The organism is Embleya sp. NPDC050154 (genome assembly GCF_044460165.1).
In the GTDB taxonomy this organism is placed as follows: domain Bacteria; phylum Actinomycetota; class Actinomycetes; order Streptomycetales; family Streptomycetaceae; genus Embleya.
This window is the reverse complement of sequence record NZ_JBITJP010000006.1, coordinates 164,284-181,183: the sequence shown is the minus strand read 5'-3', so window position 1 is coordinate 181,183 and position 16,900 is coordinate 164,284. Positions and strand designations below refer to the sequence as shown.

The window sequence follows — 16,900 nt, the reverse complement described above, 5'->3', positions numbered from 1 at the left end:
CCGCGCCACGACCCCGGCACGGGAAGGCGGAAGTGCGCGGCGCCGCGGGCGCGGCTGCGGCACGGTGGACCCGTCGAACCCAGCGTGGTCACACGCTCGCCGAAGGGGGAATCCGTGTCCGACATACCGTCGATCCGGGCGTTGTTCGCCGTGGATACCGAGAGGTTCACGCACCACCGCCGGGACCCGGACGACGAGCCGCACGTCGGCGGCTCGGCCCGGGGCGTGTGAGATGAGCCTTCCCGACGAGCGGCCGCTCGACCCGGCCGCCTCGGCTCGCGCCGTCCCGCCGCGCGAGGGCGCCGCCGGACCCCTGCGGTCCGAGCGGCGGATCGACCCGGCACAGGTCGACCGGGACCGAGCGGATGGTGAGGGGCGATATGAGGACCGGCCGGACACGGACCGGCCGGACGAGGACCTCGTGCGTCCGGACGCGGCCGGCACGGTGATCGTCAACCTGGACGGCACGACCGGGACGCACGTCTTCGGCGCACGGATGTTCGCGGACCTGACCTCCGGGGCCGGCCCCGGCAGCGCGGGCCGGTTGCGGCAGGCGCGCGAGGGTCCGATCTGGCCGGAGGAGAGCGAGTTCGTCCGGCGCACGTTCGTGCCGCCGAAGGGCTACCTGCGCGCCCGCAGCATGATGGCCCGCCACCTGATCCTGCTCACCGGCGAGGCGGAGTCGGGCAAGCGCACACTGGCCCTGCACCTGATGCAGGACCAGTACGCCGGGAAGGTGATCGCGCTCGACCCGGACGAGGACCTGACCACCCACCGGATCCAGCGCGGCCGGGGTTATGTGGTCGACTCCGCCGCCGCGGACCCGCTTGCCGGCTACGCCCGCCACGACCTCGAACTGCTGCGCGGTCGCCTGGTCGAACGCGACAGCGTGCTCGTCGTGACCGCGGTCGCCACCGCCCCGGTGCTCGCCCTGTGGGCACCCTGGCACGTGCCGTGTGAACGTCCCGACCCGCTCCAGGTGCTGCACAGCCACCTCGCCCACCACCTGGGTCGGGACTGGGAGCGCCGCCACCTGGACCTGGTGGACGAGGACATCGCCGAACTGGTGCGTGCCGACGGGGGCCGTCCGGACCGGGCCTCGGCCGTCGCCGGCGACCTGGCCGATCTGGCCGACGGCAGGTTCACCAGGACCGAGGTGCTGAACGTGCTGCGCGATCGCGACCACGCGGCCGTGGCCGGCTGGCTGCGGGCGCATCCCGGGCGCGCCGACTGGGCGCTGATGATCGCGGCGGCGGTCTTCGAGGGGCACGACTACGGCATCGTCACCGAGCGCGCGGGGGCGCTGCGCGAGACGCTGACCGAGCGGCTGCCGACCGGGGCCGAGGAACCGGCCGAGGACTGGCCGCCACGGGCCCGGGCGGCCCGGTTGGACCTGATCGACGCGACCACGATCGCCGCCGACGCGACGCGTGACGGTGCCCGCTACCGGCTCGACGTGGTCGCCTTCGATCGACCGCACTGGGCGGCGTCGGTTCGGGCGCACGTGTGGGACGCCTACCCGGACCTGCGCGACCCGCTGCTGGACTGGTTGGCCGCGACCCCGCGGCATCCGCCGGACGTCCACCGGGTCGCGGCGCGCGCCGTGGGCGACCTGATCGCGACCGGCCGCGGGCACCGGCCGTTGGCGCCGGTGCTGCGCTGGGTCCGGGACGACGCCAGGCGCGCGATGGCGGTGCCGGCGTTGCGGGCGGCGGCCCAGGACGCGGTGGTGGCCACCCAGGTGCGGCGCCTGTTGGCGGGCTGGAGTCGGGACACCACCCGCTCGGGGCTGCGACTGATGGCGGCCCGGGCGTACCCGGGGCTGGCGTCGGTCTATCCCGGCCGGACGTTGACGGATCTGCTCCGGCTCGCCCGGACGGGGGATCGCGCGGTGGCGGCGGCGGCCCGGGAGGGTCTCGCGGCGCTGTGCCGGGACGGCATGCGCGCCGAGTCGGTGCTGGAACGGGTGGAGGACTGGGAGGAGGCGCGGGCCGCCGCCGAGGTGGCGGCCGTCCTGGTCGGTGAGGACGCCGACGGCGAACTGTTGACCGGCGAGCGATTCCTGGCCGTGGTCCGGCACGCGGTGTGCGATCGGGACGCATACCCGGTGGTGGCCCGGCTGTTCACCGACCTGCTCGGCACCACGCGGGGCGACTCGACCCGCGCCGCGGCGCTGCGCGCGTCCTTCGTGCTGCTGTTTCGCACCGGCCGTGGCCGCGGCCACGGACTGGAACGCCTCGCGTACGACCTGACCCGGCTGGCCCACCGGGGGCTGCCCGACGGCGGCGTGATCGACATCAAGGTGCTCGAACCCGCCATCACCGCGTTCGAGGAGCCGCCGACCCGAGCGAACGGGGGAGCAAGCGCATGACCGACGACCGGATTGCCCTGGTCCGGCCCGCCACCGGCTCGCGCATCCTGACCTACCTCCGCCATCGGTTCGGGTCGCGCGCCGATCATGTGCTCGTGGTCCCGTCGAGCGCGAAGCCGGGACCGACCCTCGCGGAGGTGCGCAAGGCGCGCGAGCTGTGGTGGGTGGCGGTACGCGAGTTCGCCGACATCCGCGAGTTCGAGCTGCGGGCCGGACCGGACGGCGAGCGTGCCTGTCGGGTGCAGGTACAGCTGCACTGGTGGGTGCACGACCCCGCAACGGTCGCGCGTCTTCGCCCCGTGGACGCGGTCGCCTTCATTCGCCGTGACGTGGAGAACCGGATCCGCAAGGCGATGGCCGTGTCGCACGACGCCGACGAGGGCCGGGTCCAGGGCGAACTCGATCTCGTGGCGGCTCAGCCGACGGTGCTGGCGGAATACGGACTCGGCTATCGCCCGGCGGGCGCGATCCTGCTTGCCGAGCCGATTCCGGACAATATCCGGGACGCGCTCGACCAGGCGCGCTGGGCGGTGCCTCTGGAAAAGGAGCGACAGCGGCTCACCCGAATGCGGCTGGATTTTCACCAGGCGCTGATTCGAGAGGGGCCGAAGGCGCTGATCGCGTACTGGCTGACCCGGTTTCCCGATCGAATCGAGGCGGTGGTGGAGCACCTGGATCGCCGTGATTCGGCCGCGGCCGCGGATTCCACCCTGAGTACCGAACTGCTCGCGTTGCTCGGCGACGCCGACGACTTCGAGCGCAATCAACTACGGAAGGCGATCGTGGCCGGCCTTGCCGCGTCCGGGCCGCGTGGCGTGGAGGTGCTGCGCGGCCTGGGCCTGTGGGACGACCTGGTCGAACGCGGTTCGGACGCGAGAGACGAACCAAAATCGGGCGGATAGCGAAATCGAGCACGACCAGGGGCCGCACACCCATGGTGGTGTGCGGCCCCTGCGGTCCGGCTGTTTCGCGTCGACGTTCCGCCGGCTGTTATTCCCTCCGGCCTGTCGCTCCGCTCGAAGCCTTGCCTAACGCTCTTCGCGGAACAGTACGTGCTTTCCGGCGGCCGGGTCGTACTTGCGCAGGCTCATCCGGTCGGGGTCGTTGCGCCGGTTCTTTCTGGTCACGTAGGTGAAACCGGTCCCGGCGGTGGACCGAAGTTTCACGATCGGACGAAGCTCACTGCGAGCCATGGACGCCTCCCGGAGTTTCGAAGTGTGTCCCGATGGCTGCTTCAAGGCATTGGGACGACCGGTTATTCCACGGCTTCCACGTGGGGGAGGGTCACCCCGTCGGCGCGCGGCGGGTAGGCGCGCGGCATCGGCCGGCGGGGCGGTGGCGGGGGATCGAGGACACGCTCCGGCGACCGCGAGATCGCCCCGGAAACCCCGGGCGCGGTGGGGGTGCGCGATGCGATGCTGGCCCGGTGAATCGATCGGACGTGCTGCTTCAGATCCCCGCCGAGTTGCAACAGTTCCTGCCGCCGAGGCTGCGTGGACTGCCGGTGACCATCCCCGCCGACGGGGATTCGACCCTCGGGCACCTGGTGGAATCCGCCGGACCGCCGCTGCCCGAGGTCGGCGCGCTGCTGGTGGACGGTCGCGAGGTCGGGCCGGGGCATCGACCGGCCGGCGGCGAGGTCGTGGACGTGCTGCCGATCCGGCGCCCGCAGGCCATCCCGGAATTCGCCGACGCGCCGCCGCGCTTCCTGCTCGACGTGCACCTCGGCGCGCTGGCCCGTCGGATGCGTCTGATCGGGATCGACACGGCCTATCACAACGACTGCGACGACCCGACCCTGGTGATCCAGGCCAACGCCGAGCGGCGGGTGCTGCTCACCCAGGACCGCGGTCTGCTCCGGCGCAAGAACCTGTGGTTCGGCGCGTACGTGTACGGGATCCGCGCGGACGGCCAACTCGACGACCTGCTCCGCCGGTTCGCGCTGCCGCTCGCACCCTGGACGCGCTGTACGGCGTGCAACGGCGAGTTGCGGGCGGCGACGCGCGAGGAGGTCGAGTCCGAGGTCGAGGCGGGCACGCTGGACCGGGTGGACGCGTTCGCCCGATGCCGCGCGTGCGACCGGGTGTACTGGCACGGTGCGCACGGCGGTCACCTGGACGAGATCGTCGAGGCCGCACGGCGCACCGTCGCGAGCATCCGCTGACGGTCGCCGCGCACGGCTGCGACCGGTCGCGGACAGCAACCGTGCCCTGTCGCGGCCCCGCGCCGATGGTTACGGTCGGGGCATGGATGCTCGCACCGGCAGGCGCTGCCACACCGTACTGAATCCGCTGCATTCGCTGGTCTACTTCGCGCCCGAGGCCGACTCCGAGTTCGTCGCGGTCGGGTTGCGGAAGGGACGGATGGGCTACTTCGCGTCCCGGGCCGCGCCGATGGGGGCGGTCGGTGCGGCCACCGTCCGGGCGACCTTCTACAACTTCGGCCCGGTGCTGATCGGCCGGCACATCCCGGCGGCATGGGCGCTGGCCACGCCGGAGGCGGTATACGCGGCGCGACTGCGGGTGGTCGACCAGGCGCTGCGCCGGGTCCTCGGCGAGGACCTGGTGCGCTCGGCGGAACTGCGCGAGGCGGCCGAACTGGCGCTGTCCTGCGCGTGGGCGGGCGGTCCGGAGGCCCGGCCGCTGTACGCGGCGCACGCCGAACTCGACCCGCCCGACCCGGCGGTGCAGCCGCACGTCGCGCTGTGGCACGCCGCCACGCTGATCCGCGAGTATCGCGGCGACGGGCACCTGGTGGCCCTGGTCGAGGCCGAACTGGACGGCATCGAGGCGCTGTTCACGCACACCGCGACCGGGCGCGGGTTCGTCCCGGAGTTCGCGATCGGCAATCGCGGTTGGACCGTCGAGCAGTGGGAGGCGGCCCGCGACCGGCTGGCCACGCGCGGCCTGGTCGACGCGGCCGGCGCGCTCACCGACGCGGGGCGCGAGTTGCGTCGTTCCGTCGAGGAACGCACCGATCGCCTCGGCTTGGCCCCGTTCCACCACCTCGGCGACACCGACACCGCCCGCCTCACCGACCTGGCCGCGATGCTCACCGGCACTGCCCTGGCCAACGGCGCGTTCCCGCCGGGCGTCTTCGCGACGCCGAAGGGCTGACCCGGGCGGCAACGCCGACCCGAGGCCGGGCCGGACCCGACGCGGGGTCCGGCCCGGCCCATCCGGTGCCCGATCGAGGACGAGGCCGGATCGGGCACCGACACCCCGCGTCGGCACCTCGCCTCGGCACCCCGCCTCGACGTCAGCGAACCCGACCCCGGGCCCGCAGCGGTACGGACGGCAATGCGGGCGCGTCCATCCGCGGCCCGTCGTAGCCGTTCACCGTGCCGAAGTCGGACCCGTTCGCCCACGCCGTGCGCGCGGCGGTGACCTCCTCGCCCGTGCGCGCCACGAAGTTCCACCACATCACGATCTCCTCGGCGAAGGGCTCGCCGCCGAGCAGCATCAGGTCGGCTCCGTTCGTCGACCGGATCGAGAGCGAGGTCCGCCCGCAGCCCAGATACAGCAGCCCGCCGGGAGCGAGCGGCACGCCGTCCACCTCGGCCTCGCCGGACATCGACATCACCGCGTACTCGAAGTCCGGCTCCAGCGGCGGCCGTACGTCCGTGTCCGGCGCCAGGGTCAGGTCCGCGCCGACCAGCGGGCTGTAGGTGGTGCCCGGCGAGGTGGACCCGTCCAGCGTGCCCATGATCACGGTGGCGGTCAGTCCGCCGCCGGCGACCACCGGGAGCTCGGTGTGGTGCTCGAAGTGCGGGTCCACGCCCCGATGCGCGTCCGGCAGCGCGACCCACAGTTGCGCGCCGTGCAGCAGTCGGGCGTGTTCGCGCGGGGACTCCTCGGAGTGCGAGATGGCCCGGCCCGAGGTCATCAGGCCCAGCTCGCCGGGTCGCACGGTGGCCAGGCTGCCCAGGCTGTCCCGGTGCAGCACGCTGCCCTCGCGCAACCAGCTCACCGTCTGGAGCCCCAGGTGCGGGTGCGGCGGGACCTGCATGCCGGGCGCGTCCGCGATGTCGTCCGGGCCGTAGTGGTCCACGAAGCACCACGCGCCGATCATCCGCCGGCCCAGGCTCGGCAGCAGCCGGCGGACCATGTGGCTCTCGCCCAGCGGCACCTCGCGGGACTTCAGCAACTCGTGGACGGGTGCGCCGGGGACGTCGGCCCGGCCACCGCACGTGGTCAGGGTCGGTTGGGTATCGAGGTTGCTCATGGCGCCAACGCTACGCGGACCGGGACGTCGGCCCACGGACCCGGCGGGTGGGGAGCACGAACCCGGCGGGGGCCGGCGGCGAGGACGGCGAAGTCACGTCCTAGGATCGGTATCGCCCTGGGATGGGTGGAAAACGGACGATCCCGCGAATGCCACCGGGGCGTTTCGCGGCTCGGAAGGATGACACGCGTGCGGCTCGGCTTCCTCACCCACGTGGCCGGAGCCGGCGACGACGCCCGCGCGGTCTATCGCGAGACCATCGAACTGGCGGTCGCCGCAGAGGAGTTCGGCTACGACTCGTTCTGGGTCGCGCAACACCACCTGGGCGCGCAGGGCGCGTCGGCGCCCTCCCCGTTCGTGCTGCTCGCCGCGATCGCCGAACGCACCACCCGGATCCGTCTCGGTACGGCCGTCGTGGTGGCCCCGACCGAGCACCCGATCCGGCTCGCCGAGGACGCCGCCGCGCTCGACACACTCAGCGCCGGCCGGCTGGAACTGGGCCTCGGGGCGGGCTCCGACCCCGCGACGTTCGAAGCGTTCGGCGTCCCGTACCAGGCTCGGCACGCCCGGCTCCGGGAGACCGTGGACACCGTGCTCGACCTGTTGACCGGCGCCGACCTGGTCCCGTCCGCACCCACCCTGCGCGACCGGATATGGCTCGGCACGGGCAGTCCCGAAGGCATCGCGTGGGCGGTCGAACGCGGCCTCGGCATCCTCTCCGGCCGCCGCTCGAGCGGCCCCGCCGGCCCGCTCCCGGGCGACCGCGAGGCGGCGGAACACCTGGCCCGGTACACCCCGACCCGCGTCGCCCTCTCCCGTCCGGTGCACCCCGGCGCCTCGACCGCCCTGACCGAGCGGCTGATCCCGTGGATCACCCGGGGCCGAGCCGCCGGCCGCTTCCCGGTCGATTTCACGCCGACCGACTACCTGGCAATCGGCAACATGTACACGGGTACCCCGCAAACCGTGGCCCGGTCCCTGCGGGCGGACCCCGGCTATCCGCACGCCACCGAGCTCCTGTGCCACACCCAGCCCGCCCGGCTGCCCCCGGCCGCGCTCCTGCCCGTCATGCGCCGCACCGCGCACGAAGTCCGGCCTCTGCTCCGCGCGGCCGCGGCCGAGGTGACGTGAGCCCGGCCGACACGACGGGAGCGGCAGCCGGGTCGACGCCCTCGTGCTCCCGGGCGGGCCCGGGAGCGGTCAGGATTCCCGGTGGGCACCCGCCGACGGCACCGCCTGGAAGAAGCGCGGAGCGGTGAATCCCCGGGTCGCGAAGGACTTTTCCACCGCGTCCGCGACCGCCGCGCACCGATCCGCGTCGACCAGTGCGATCGCCGAGCCGCCGAAGCCCCCGCCCACCAACCGCGCCCCGAGCGCGCCCGCGGCCAGCGCGGTGTCCACGGCGGTGTCGAGTTCGGGGCAGGAGATCGTGTAGTCGTCCCGCATCGACACGTGCGACGCGGTCAACTCGGGCCCGATCGCCCGCACGTCGCCGGCCCGCAGTGCCTCGACCACCCGCAGCACCCGCGCGTTCTCGGTGAGGATATGCCGCACCCGACGGCGCAGCGGCCCGTCCGGCAGCGCCGCCAGGGCCGCGTCCGGGTCGGCCACCTCGCGCAGCGACGGCACCCCGAGCAGTCCTGCCGCCTCCTCGCAGGAGGCCCGCCGTTCCGCGTACCCGCCGTCCACGAGCGCGTGTCGGGCCCGGGTGTCGATCACCAGCAGACGCAGCCCCACCCCCTCGCAGTCGAACGGGACATGAGTGCCCGTCAGATCGCGGCAGTCGAGGAAGAACGCGTGGCCCGCGACGCAGCCGAGCGAGGCCATCTGGTCCAGCATCCCGACCGGGACGCCCACGAAGTCGGTCTCCACGCGTTGCGCGATGCGGGCCAGCCCGACGCGATCCAGGCCCAGTTCGTACAGGTCGTCGAGCGCCAGCACGACCGCGCAGGACAGCGCCGCCGACGAGGACAGCCCCGCGCCCACCGGCACGTCGCTGTCGATCCGGATGTCGGCGCCGCCGACCTCGTGTCCCGCCTCGCGCAGTGCCCACAACACGCCCGCCGGGTACGCGGCCCAGCCGGCCGGTGCGCCGGGCGCCAGGTCCTCGATCGCGACGTCGAGCGATTCGCTGCCCGCGTGGCCGGACGCGAGCCGCAGTCGGCCGTCCGTACGTCGCCCGACCGCCGCGCGCGCGGTGTGCGGGATCGCGATCGGAAGCACGAACCCGTTGTTGTAGTCGGTGTGTTCGCCGATCACGTTGACCCGGCCCGGCGCCGCCCAGACGCCCTCGACACGGAACTCGCTCATCGCACGGCCTCGCCGTCCCGCAGGAACGACCACGCGTCCGCGACGATGTCCTCGAGCGAGGTCCGGGTGGGATGCCAGCCGAGCACGTCGCGCGCCCGGTCGGCGGCGGCGACCAGGACCGGCGGATCACCCGCCCGGCGCGGCGCCTCGTGCGCGGGCACCGCGCATCCGGTCACGGTGCGGACCGCGTCCACCACGTCGCGGACCGAGAAGCCGGTGCCGGTGCCGAGGTTGCAGATCAGGTGCCCGGTCGCGGCGCCACCCGCCTCGGTGGCGTCCAGCGCGAGCAGGTGCGCGTCGGCCAGATCGGCGACGTGGATGTAGTCGCGTACGCACGTGCCGTCGGGCGTCGGGTAGTCGGTGCCGTACAGCGCGACCGAGCCGCGCGTGCCGTTGGGCACCTGGAGCGCGAGCGGGATCAGGTGGGTCTCGGTCGCGTGCCGCTCGCCGTACCGGCCGTGGGCGCCCGCGACGTTGAAGTAGCGCAGGCTCACCGCGCGCAGGCCGTACGCGGCGCAGTACGAGGTGATCAGGCGATCGACCGTCAGTTTCGAGGCGCCGTACGGGTTCGTCGGCGCGCACGGCGCGTCCTCGGTGATCGGCGAGACCTCAGGGGCGCCGTACACGGCCGCGGTGGAGGAGAACACGAAGCGGGTGACGCCGTGCGTACGCAGCGCGTCCAGCAGCGCGAGCGAGCCGCCGACGTTGTTGTGCCAGTACTCGGCCGGGTCGGTGACCGACTCGCCCACCAGGGAGGACGCGGCGAAGTGCAGCACGGCGTCGAACGAGGCGTCCAGATGTTCGGCGGCGTCCTGGACCCGGCCCTCGACGAGTCGCGCCTTGTCCGGGACCGCGTCCCGATGCCCCGTGGACAGGTCGTCGAGCACCACCACCTCGTGGCCGGCCGCGACCAGGTGGGCGGCGACGACGCTGCCCACGTAGCCCGCGCCGCCGGTGACCATGAGCTTCATTCGCCGACCTCCCGCAGTCGTGCCGCCGCGGTCTCCGGCGGCACGTCGCTGATGAACACACCCATCCCCGATTCGCTCCCGGCAAGGTACTTCAACTTGCCCGGTGCCCGGCGAATCGAGAAAAGCTCCAGGTGGAGCGCGAAGTCCTGGCGCCCCGAGCGGACCGGCGCCTGCTGCCACGCGGAGATGTACGGCGCGGGCTCGCCGTCGAACAGCCGGTCGAAGCGGCCCAGCAGGTCCAGGTACATCGCGCCGAACTCGGCGCGCGCGGCCTCCTCCAGCGCGAGCAGGTCCGGCACCCGGCGGTTCGGGTACAGGTGCACCTCGTACGGCCAGCGCGCGGCGGCGGGCACGAACGCCGTCCAGTGCCCGCCCTCGGCCACGATCCGCGACCCGTCCGCGCGCTCGTCGGCCAGCACGTCGTCGAACAGGTTGCGGCCGGTGCGGTGCCGGTGCGCGGTCGTGGTGGCGATCATCGCGGCCGTGCGCGGGGTGACGAACGGGTAGGCGTAGATCTGCCCGTGCGAGTGCGGCAGCGTCACGCCGATCTCCCGGCCGCGGTTCTCGAAGCAGTACACCTGCTCGACGCCGGGCAGCGCGGACAACTCGGCGGTGCGGTCGGTCCACGCGTCCAGGACCAGGCGCGCACGCTCGGGGGTGAGGTCCTTGAAGGACGCGTCGTGCTCGGGGGTGAAGCACACCACCTCGCACCGTCCGCCGGACGGTCGGCGCGGGAACGGGGCGTGGTCCCAGCCGGGTTCCGGGCCCGCCGGCGGACCGCCGGCGGCCGCGGAGGAGCCGGACATGGACGGGAAGCGGTTCTCGAAGACGACGACCTCGTAGTCGGACTCGGCGACCTCGGTGGCCCGCTCGGGCGTGGACGGGCACAGCGGGCACGCGTCGGCGGCGGGCAGGTGGGTCCGGGTCTGCCGGTGCGAGGCGACCATGACCCATTCGTCGAGCAGTCGGTCGTAGCGCATCTCCGAGCCACTGACCACGGGCGCGAGATCGCGGTGGTCGACGGCGGTGCGCACCGCGTCGTCCCGGGTGTCGTAGTAGACGATCTCGCGACCGTCGGCCATGACGGCCTGCGTCTTCTTCATGAGCTCATTTTGCGAAGCTTTCCAAAACTTGTCAATGAGAAAGGAAAGAGCCTGGAAGGCTTGCCATTTGGCGGGATCGACCGGGGGTCACCTGCGGTTTGACAAGTTTCGAAAGGTGTCCGCAAGATGCTGCCCATGCCTGACGACGACACCGACGGATTGCCCGCCGAGGGCCGCCGCGCCCGGATGGCAGCGACGATCGCGGACCGGGGTTTCGCCAAGGTCACCGACCTGGCCGAGGCGTTCGGCATCTCGCGGGTGACGGTCCGGGCCGACCTGGAGGTGTTGGAGCGGCAGGGCCGGCTGCGCCGGGTCCGCGGCGGCGCGATGTTCACCGGCCGCGACCCCCGGGTGGAGCCGTCCTTCGAGGAGGCGTTGACCTCGGCGTCGCCGGCGAAGACGCTGATCGGGCGGGCGGCCGCGGCACTGGTGTCGCCGTCCGAGAGCGTGGTGCTGGACGTGGGCACGACCACCACGTTCGTGGCCCGCGCGCTGGTGGACCGCGAGGAACTGCGCGACCTCGTGGTGTTCACCAACGGGCTGACCATCGCCCTGGAGCTGGAACGGGCGATCCCGCGGTTCTCGGTCGTGGTCACCGGCGGCACGCTGCGGCCGTTGCAGCACTCGCTGATCAATCCGCTCGGCGACCACATTCTGGAGCGGATCCACGCCGACACGGTCTTCATCGGTTGCAACGGCGTGCATCCCACCGGGGGCATCACCAATGTGAACCTGCCCGAGGCCGAGGCCAAACGCGCGATGTTGCGAGCCGCGGGTCGCCGGGTCGTGGTCGCGGACGGCTCGAAGCTGGGCCGGGTCGAACTCGCCGAGGTGTGCCCGCTGGCGGACATCGACCTGCTGATCACGAGCGGCGCGGCCGATGCGGAGGCGCTCGACGCGCTGCGCGACGTGGGGCTGGAGATCCTGGTCGCGGAGTAGGCGGCCGCTGCGCGCAGCGGGTGCGGGGTGGGCATGTACCGGAGCGCGCGGAGTAGGCGGGCACGGCGCGAAGCGGGTAAGGGTGGGCACGTACCCGAGCGCGGGACCCTGCCCGGACCCGAGCCGGTCCTCCCGCCGTGGCCCTTCACTCGGCCACCGCGACCCTCGGCGCGCCTGTCCCGGCCCCCTCGCTCGACGGTCGAGGCGCCCTGGTTAGGCTGCCCTTGCGAACGGTTCACCCGGCTTCGACCGATTCCGGGTGTCGCAAGAGGGAATCCGGTGCGAATCCGGAACTGCCCCGCAGCGGTAAGTGGGAACGAAAGTCGTCATCACGCACTGGGCCCCGGTCGAACGGGTCCCGGGAAGCGACGACCGGTAGGCATCCCGGCCACACCCGTGGCTCCCGGGACCCGCCCACGAGTCCGAAGACCTGCCGTCGCCCGCGTACGCCTCACGCACGCGGACTTCCGGGACCTCGCGGGCGGGTCCGTCGGACGACGGCGCCGTGCGGTGTCCGCCGCCGTACTCCCTCCCGAGTTCCCCCGACGAGGACTCGCAAGGGAGAGCTTCGACGATGCGTACGCAGATACCCGGGCGGATGCCGGCGGCACACCGATATTCGTGGGCCGCGGCGGTGGCCGCCCTCGCGCTGTTCGCGACCGCGTGCGGCGGCGCCGTGCGGGACGACAAGGCCGCCGCTCCCGCACCCGCCGCCTACAAGCCGTACGCGGACACCGACAACTGCGGTGTGACCACGAGCTACGACCGGCCGCCGCAGCGCGCCGCGACGCTGACCTCCAACGCGACCGAGCTGATGCTCGAACTGGGCCTGGCCGACCGGATGGTGGGCACCGCCTACCTCAAGGGCCGGACCATCGGCGACAAGTACAAGGAGCCGTACGCGCGGATCCCGGTGCTCGCCGACGCGCAACCCTCGCTGGAGAAACTCCTCGAAGCCACCCCCGACTTCGTCTACTCGGGCTACCCGGACGGCTTCTCCGAGTCGTCCGGCCACACCCGGGCGCGGCTCGGCGAGTTGAACATCAAGACCCACCTCAACCCCGAGGGCTGCGCCAAGGCGCCGGTCACCTTCGATCAGCTCTACGGCGAACTCCGCTCCATCGGCGGCATCTTCGGCGTGCCCGAGCGCGCCGAGCGCTCCGCCGCCGCGTTCCGGCAGCGGCTCGACGCGGTCACCGCGCGGCTCGCCGGCGCCGCGCCGGTCAAGGTGTTCGTGTACAACTCGGGCGCCGACGCCGCGCAGACCACCGGCGGCAACTCGATGCTCAACGAGATCATCACCCGTGCCGGTGGCACCAACGTGTTCGCCGACCTGAACGAGCGCTGGACCAAGGTCTCCTGGGAGCAGGTGGCCGAACGCAAGCCGGACGTGGTGCTGATCTACGACTACGTGACGCCGCCGGTCGACGCCAAGATCGCCACCCTCAAGGCCACTCCGGTACTCGCCGACGTACCGGCGCTGCGCGCGAACGCCTTCCCGGTGATCTCGCTGTCCGTCGCGCAGCCCGGGCCGCGCTCGGTGGACGCGGTCGAGGAACTCGCCAGGCAACTGCACCCCGACCGGCCGTGACGGTCCTTCGGGACCCGGTGGCGGTACGGGTCGCGGTCCTGCGCGGCGAGGGCCCGCCGACACCACCGGTCGGCCGTGCGGCGGTCGTCCCGGGCGGCCGGGTCCGCCTTCCGCTGGTGGTCGGCGGCCTCCTCGTCGCGCTGTTCGCGGCGGCCGCGGCGGGGCTGCTGGTGGGGTCGGTGTCGGTGCCCTGGTCGGAGACGTGGCGCATCCTCGCGCATCGCATCGGCGGAGACGCGTGGGTGCGGCCGTCGTGGAGCCGCGCACACGACCTGATCATCGCCGACACCCGGTTGCCCAGGGTGCTGCTCGCCGCCGTCGTCGGCGCGACGCTGGCCGTGGTGGGCATGGTGATCCAGGCGATCGTGCGCAACCCGCTGGCCGGTCCGGACGTGCTCGGCGTCTCCTCCGGCGCGGCCACCGGAGCGGTCCTGGTGATGCGCTGGGGCGTCGCGTCGATCGGCGGCCTTTCGCTGGGCGCGCTCACCCTGAACGCGGCCGCGTTCACCGGCGGACTGATCACCCTGCTCGTGGTCTTCTCGGTGGCCCGCTCCGGCGGCCGGGTCACCGCCGTGCGACTGGTCCTGGCCGGCGTCGCGGTCAGCGCCGTGTTGTCCTCGCTGACCAGCCTGCTCGTGCTGACCTCACCGGATCCGCAACTCGCCGCCCAGGTGCTGTTCTGGACGCTGGGCGGCTTCGGCTCGGCCCGCTGGACCCTGCTGCTCGTCCCCGCCCTCGCGCTCGCGATCGGCCTGGTGGTGCTGCTGCTCCAGGCGCGCAACCTCAACCTGCTCCTGGCCGGCGAGGAGAGCGCGGCCGCGCTCGGCCTGGACGTCCAGCGCTTTCGGCAGGGCATGTTCCTGCTCGCGGCGGTGCTCACCGGGGTCGTCGTCGCGGTCAGCGGCGTGATCGGCTTCGTCGGCCTGATGTTGCCGCACGTGGTGCGATTGCTGGTCGGCGCGGATCATCGGCGCGCGCTGCCGGTGGCCGCGCTGCTCGGCGCGGTGTTCGCGATCTGCGCCGACCTGGTGGCGCGTACGGTGCTCGCGCCGCAGGAGTTGCCGGTGGGCATCGTGACCTCGCTGGTCGGCGGCCCGTTCTTCGTCTGGCTGCTGCGCCGGGACGCGCGACGGGAAGCGGGCGCACGATGACCGGGCCCGCGGCACGCCTGGTCCTGGACGACGTCACCTTCGCGATCAACGGCCGGCCCCTGGTCGACGCGGCGTCGCTGACCGTCGAGCCCGGCGAGGTGGTCGGTCTGCTCGGCCCCAACGGCAGCGGCAAGTCGACCCTGCTGCGCAGCGTGTACCGGGTGAACCGGCCGACCTCGGGCCGGGTACTCCTGGACGGCGAGGACGTGTGGACGCACTCGGCGCGCTGGGCCGCACGCCGGATCGGCACCGTACTCCAGGACATGCCCACCGACTTTCCGCTGACCGTGCGGGACGTGGTCGCGATGGGCCGCTCCGCGCACAAGGGCCTGCTCGACCCGGACGACGCGACCGACCGGGCGATCGTGGCGGCGGCGGTGGAGCTGCTGGAACTCGCCGACCTGACCGAGCGCGCGTTCGCGCTGCTGTCCGGCGGTGAGCGGCAGCGGGCGCTGGTGGCACGGGCGTTGGTACAGCAGCCGGGCCTGCTGATATTGGACGAGCCGACCAACCACCTCGACATCCACCACCAGCTCGCACTGCTGCGGTTGGTCCGTCGGCTGGGCGTGAGCGTGCTGGTCGCCCTGCACGACCTCAACCTGGCGGCGATGTTCTGCGACCGGATCTGCCTGCTGGCGAACGGCCGGGAGGTGGTGACCGGCACGCCGGCGCAGGTGCTGACGGCACCGACGATCGAGCGGGTGTACCGGATCGAGACGGACATCCGGACGCACCCCCGGACCGGGACGCCGCTGGTGGTGGTGTTGTAGGGGAAGCCGGGCCGAGACGGGCGGTCGGGGCGGATGTGCCCGGTGCGTTCGCCGTGTTCGCCGTGTTCGAGAGGTCCGGTGTGTCCGATGCATTCGATGTGTCCGGTGCGCGGCGGGTGCCGTCCGGGCGGGTGAAGGGCGGAAGTGAGTAGTTGTACGGATGTTCGCGTCGGACCCGCCGCCTAGCGTGATCCGCATGACCTACACGCCTCCCACCCCGGGCAGCAATGGCGAAGGCTTCGCCCGCGCGGCGGCGTTCGTCGTCGGCCTGTTCCTTTTCGTCGTGGTCGCGATGGTCGATCTGTTCGTCCTGATCGGCTTCGGCGGCGCCACCGAATCCTGCGCCAACCAGACGTGCCGCGACTGGTACGGCACCCGACTTCCCTGGGTCTTCGGCCTGTTCGCGCTCAGCTTCGTGACGGCCCTGATCGCCCTGGTCCGCCGTCCCCGCCGCCGCGGCGGCCGTCGCGTCACGATCACCCTGCCGTTGTCCCTCGCCGCCATCGCGCTCCAGGCCACCGCCTTCGCCCTGAGCCAGAACGGTCCGGCCGCCTGAACGCACGGGCGGCCCGTCGGGCCGGATCGCGCACGCGCCGGGGCCGGTGTGTTTTCGGCCGGCGGTCCACGCCGCGCAAAGAGCGTGAAGAGGTCATATCGGCGCGCGGGTTCCGGTCGTCGCACGCGTTCTGTCACCGCTCGCGCAAGCACGGTGACGGTCGGACACCATCGGCCCGCCGACGGCCGGCGCCGAAGCGGCTCGGCGCCGCACGACGTTCCCGACCAAGGCGCTGACCTGCGCGGACGCCGCCCGGGGGTGCGGGCGGCGGACGGCGGCGTGACTGTGCCCCCGGCAGGACTCGAACCTGCGACCAAGTGCTTAGAAGGCGCTTGGTCAATTCGCCGCTCTCGGCTCCCTGACCTGCGGCTTAGCGGGACCGCTGGACTGTCCTCACGTCCCTCTGCCGCGTATTTGCCGCAGGAGCGTGCGAGCTGACCAGCTGCCAGCAGGTCGGCGGCACGGTTGGTGAAGTCTCCACGCGGTTGGGGGCGGACCCACGTCCACTCGAACGATGGGAGAGCAGGTGAGCGGCGCCAGTCCGCGCGGCACGTACCTCACCATTGCCGACGCACTTCGGCACGAACTACCCGCATTAAGATCGCGGAGAGCTACAGCGCAGGTCAGACGCCATATAGGGTCTTGAACGGGGGCGTAGAACCGCTGCGGCTGCTGTACTTTGCTGCGGTATCGCAAGTGACACCCATGGCTCCGGCTCGGGGTTCGACCTTGTTCAGCCGGGGTCGACCGACGGCCGGGGAGGGACTTCCAGGGCGTCGCCATTCGCCTGGGGCGGGGCATCATGTAGCAGAGACAGCACCCGTCGGTGGATGCGGTTGCGCACTTGGGCACGGATCCGGTGCAGCCGCCCGCGGGTGGCGACTGCGACGCGCCGCACCTGACGTGCGTACCAG

The 16,900-nt window shown here is 72.7% G+C and carries 15 protein-coding genes and 1 riboswitch; of the genes, 10 read left to right on the top strand and 5 right to left on the bottom strand.

Features of this window, described 5'->3' with window-relative positions:
• Positions 1 to 232 precede the first annotated feature (232 nt).
• Positions 233 to 2,371, top strand: coding sequence for a hypothetical protein (locus ACIBSV_RS15500; RefSeq protein ID WP_395863087.1), 2,139 nt, complete (start codon positions 233 to 235; stop codon positions 2,369 to 2,371).
• Positions 2,368 to 3,273: a hypothetical protein gene (locus tag ACIBSV_RS15495; RefSeq protein WP_395863085.1), complete on the top strand. Its 906-nt coding sequence runs from the start codon at positions 2,368 to 2,370 to the stop codon at positions 3,271 to 3,273. Before ACIBSV_RS15500 ends, ACIBSV_RS15495 begins: the two co-directional genes overlap by 4 nt.
• A 126-nt stretch (positions 3,274 to 3,399) precedes the next feature.
• On the opposite strand, the gene rpmG is transcribed toward ACIBSV_RS15495, so the two are convergent.
• Positions 3,400 to 3,564 carry a 50S ribosomal protein L33 gene (gene rpmG, locus ACIBSV_RS15490; RefSeq protein ID WP_395863083.1) on the bottom strand — a complete coding sequence of 55 codons (165 nt, stop codon included), beginning with the start codon at positions 3,562 to 3,564 and terminating at the stop codon, positions 3,400 to 3,402.
• A 233-nt stretch (positions 3,565 to 3,797) separates the two neighbouring features.
• Between rpmG and ACIBSV_RS15485 the strand changes: the two genes are divergently transcribed.
• A complete protein-coding gene (locus ACIBSV_RS15485) occupies positions 3,798 to 4,535 on the top strand; it encodes a Mut7-C RNAse domain-containing protein (protein WP_395863081.1) in 738 nt (245 codons plus the stop codon).
• A gap of 82 nt (positions 4,536 to 4,617) precedes the next feature.
• On the top strand, positions 4,618 to 5,487 hold the full coding sequence (locus ACIBSV_RS15480) for a hypothetical protein (protein ID WP_395863079.1): 870 nt from the start codon (positions 4,618 to 4,620) through the stop codon (positions 5,485 to 5,487).
• Positions 5,488 to 5,629: 142 nt separating this feature from the next.
• Here ACIBSV_RS15480 and ACIBSV_RS15475 read toward each other — a convergent pair whose 3' ends face one another.
• A complete protein-coding gene (locus ACIBSV_RS15475) occupies positions 5,630 to 6,595 on the bottom strand; it encodes a pirin family protein (RefSeq protein ID WP_395863077.1) in 966 nt (321 codons plus the stop codon).
• A gap of 189 nt (positions 6,596 to 6,784) precedes the next feature.
• Between ACIBSV_RS15475 and ACIBSV_RS15470 the strand changes: the two genes are divergently transcribed.
• Complete coding sequence (locus ACIBSV_RS15470) at positions 6,785 to 7,726, top strand: LLM class flavin-dependent oxidoreductase (RefSeq protein ID WP_395863075.1); 942 nt, start codon at positions 6,785 to 6,787, stop codon at positions 7,724 to 7,726.
• Between the two features lie 69 nt (positions 7,727 to 7,795).
• Here ACIBSV_RS15470 and galK read toward each other — a convergent pair whose 3' ends face one another.
• The 3 genes from galK to galT are packed head-to-tail and all read right to left on the bottom strand — an operon-like array spanning position 7,796 to position 10,979.
• Positions 7,796 to 8,905: a galactokinase gene (gene galK / locus ACIBSV_RS15465; protein ID WP_395863073.1), complete on the bottom strand. Its 1,110-nt coding sequence runs from the start codon at positions 8,903 to 8,905 to the stop codon at positions 7,796 to 7,798.
• Positions 8,902 to 9,867, bottom strand: coding sequence for a UDP-glucose 4-epimerase GalE (gene galE / locus ACIBSV_RS15460; protein ID WP_395863473.1), 966 nt, complete (start codon positions 9,865 to 9,867; stop codon positions 8,902 to 8,904). Before galE ends, galK begins: the two co-directional genes overlap by 4 nt.
• A 5-nt stretch (positions 9,868 to 9,872) precedes the next feature.
• Entirely contained in the window at positions 9,873 to 10,979 is a 1,107-nt protein-coding gene (gene galT, locus ACIBSV_RS15455; RefSeq protein ID WP_395863071.1) for a galactose-1-phosphate uridylyltransferase, read from the bottom strand.
• Positions 10,980 to 11,114: 135 nt separating this feature from the next.
• Here galT and ACIBSV_RS15450 point away from each other — a divergent pair, with 135 nt between their 5' ends.
• The 5 genes from ACIBSV_RS15450 (at position 11,115) to ACIBSV_RS15430 (ending at position 15,986) form a co-directional block, all read left to right on the top strand.
• Positions 11,115 to 11,918, top strand: coding sequence for a DeoR/GlpR family DNA-binding transcription regulator (locus ACIBSV_RS15450; RefSeq protein WP_395863069.1), 804 nt, complete (start codon positions 11,115 to 11,117; stop codon positions 11,916 to 11,918).
• 214 nt (positions 11,919 to 12,132) lie between these two features.
• A riboswitch (cobalamin riboswitch) is annotated at positions 12,133 to 12,371 on the top strand.
• 121 nt (positions 12,372 to 12,492) lie between these two features.
• Entirely contained in the window at positions 12,493 to 13,509 is a 1,017-nt protein-coding gene (locus tag ACIBSV_RS15445; protein WP_395863068.1) for an ABC transporter substrate-binding protein, read from the top strand.
• A complete protein-coding gene (locus ACIBSV_RS15440; RefSeq protein WP_395863066.1) occupies positions 13,506 to 14,660 on the top strand; it encodes a FecCD family ABC transporter permease in 1,155 nt (384 codons plus the stop codon). The genes ACIBSV_RS15445 and ACIBSV_RS15440 overlap by 4 nt, the downstream gene beginning before the upstream one ends.
• Positions 14,657 to 15,430, top strand: a complete 774-nt coding sequence (locus ACIBSV_RS15435) for an ABC transporter ATP-binding protein (protein WP_395863064.1) — start codon at positions 14,657 to 14,659, stop codon at positions 15,428 to 15,430. Before ACIBSV_RS15440 ends, ACIBSV_RS15435 begins: the two co-directional genes overlap by 4 nt.
• 196 nt (positions 15,431 to 15,626) lie before the next feature.
• Positions 15,627 to 15,986, top strand: coding sequence for a hypothetical protein (locus ACIBSV_RS15430; RefSeq protein ID WP_395863062.1), 360 nt, complete (start codon positions 15,627 to 15,629; stop codon positions 15,984 to 15,986).
• Positions 15,987 to 16,900: the final 914 nt, after the last annotated feature.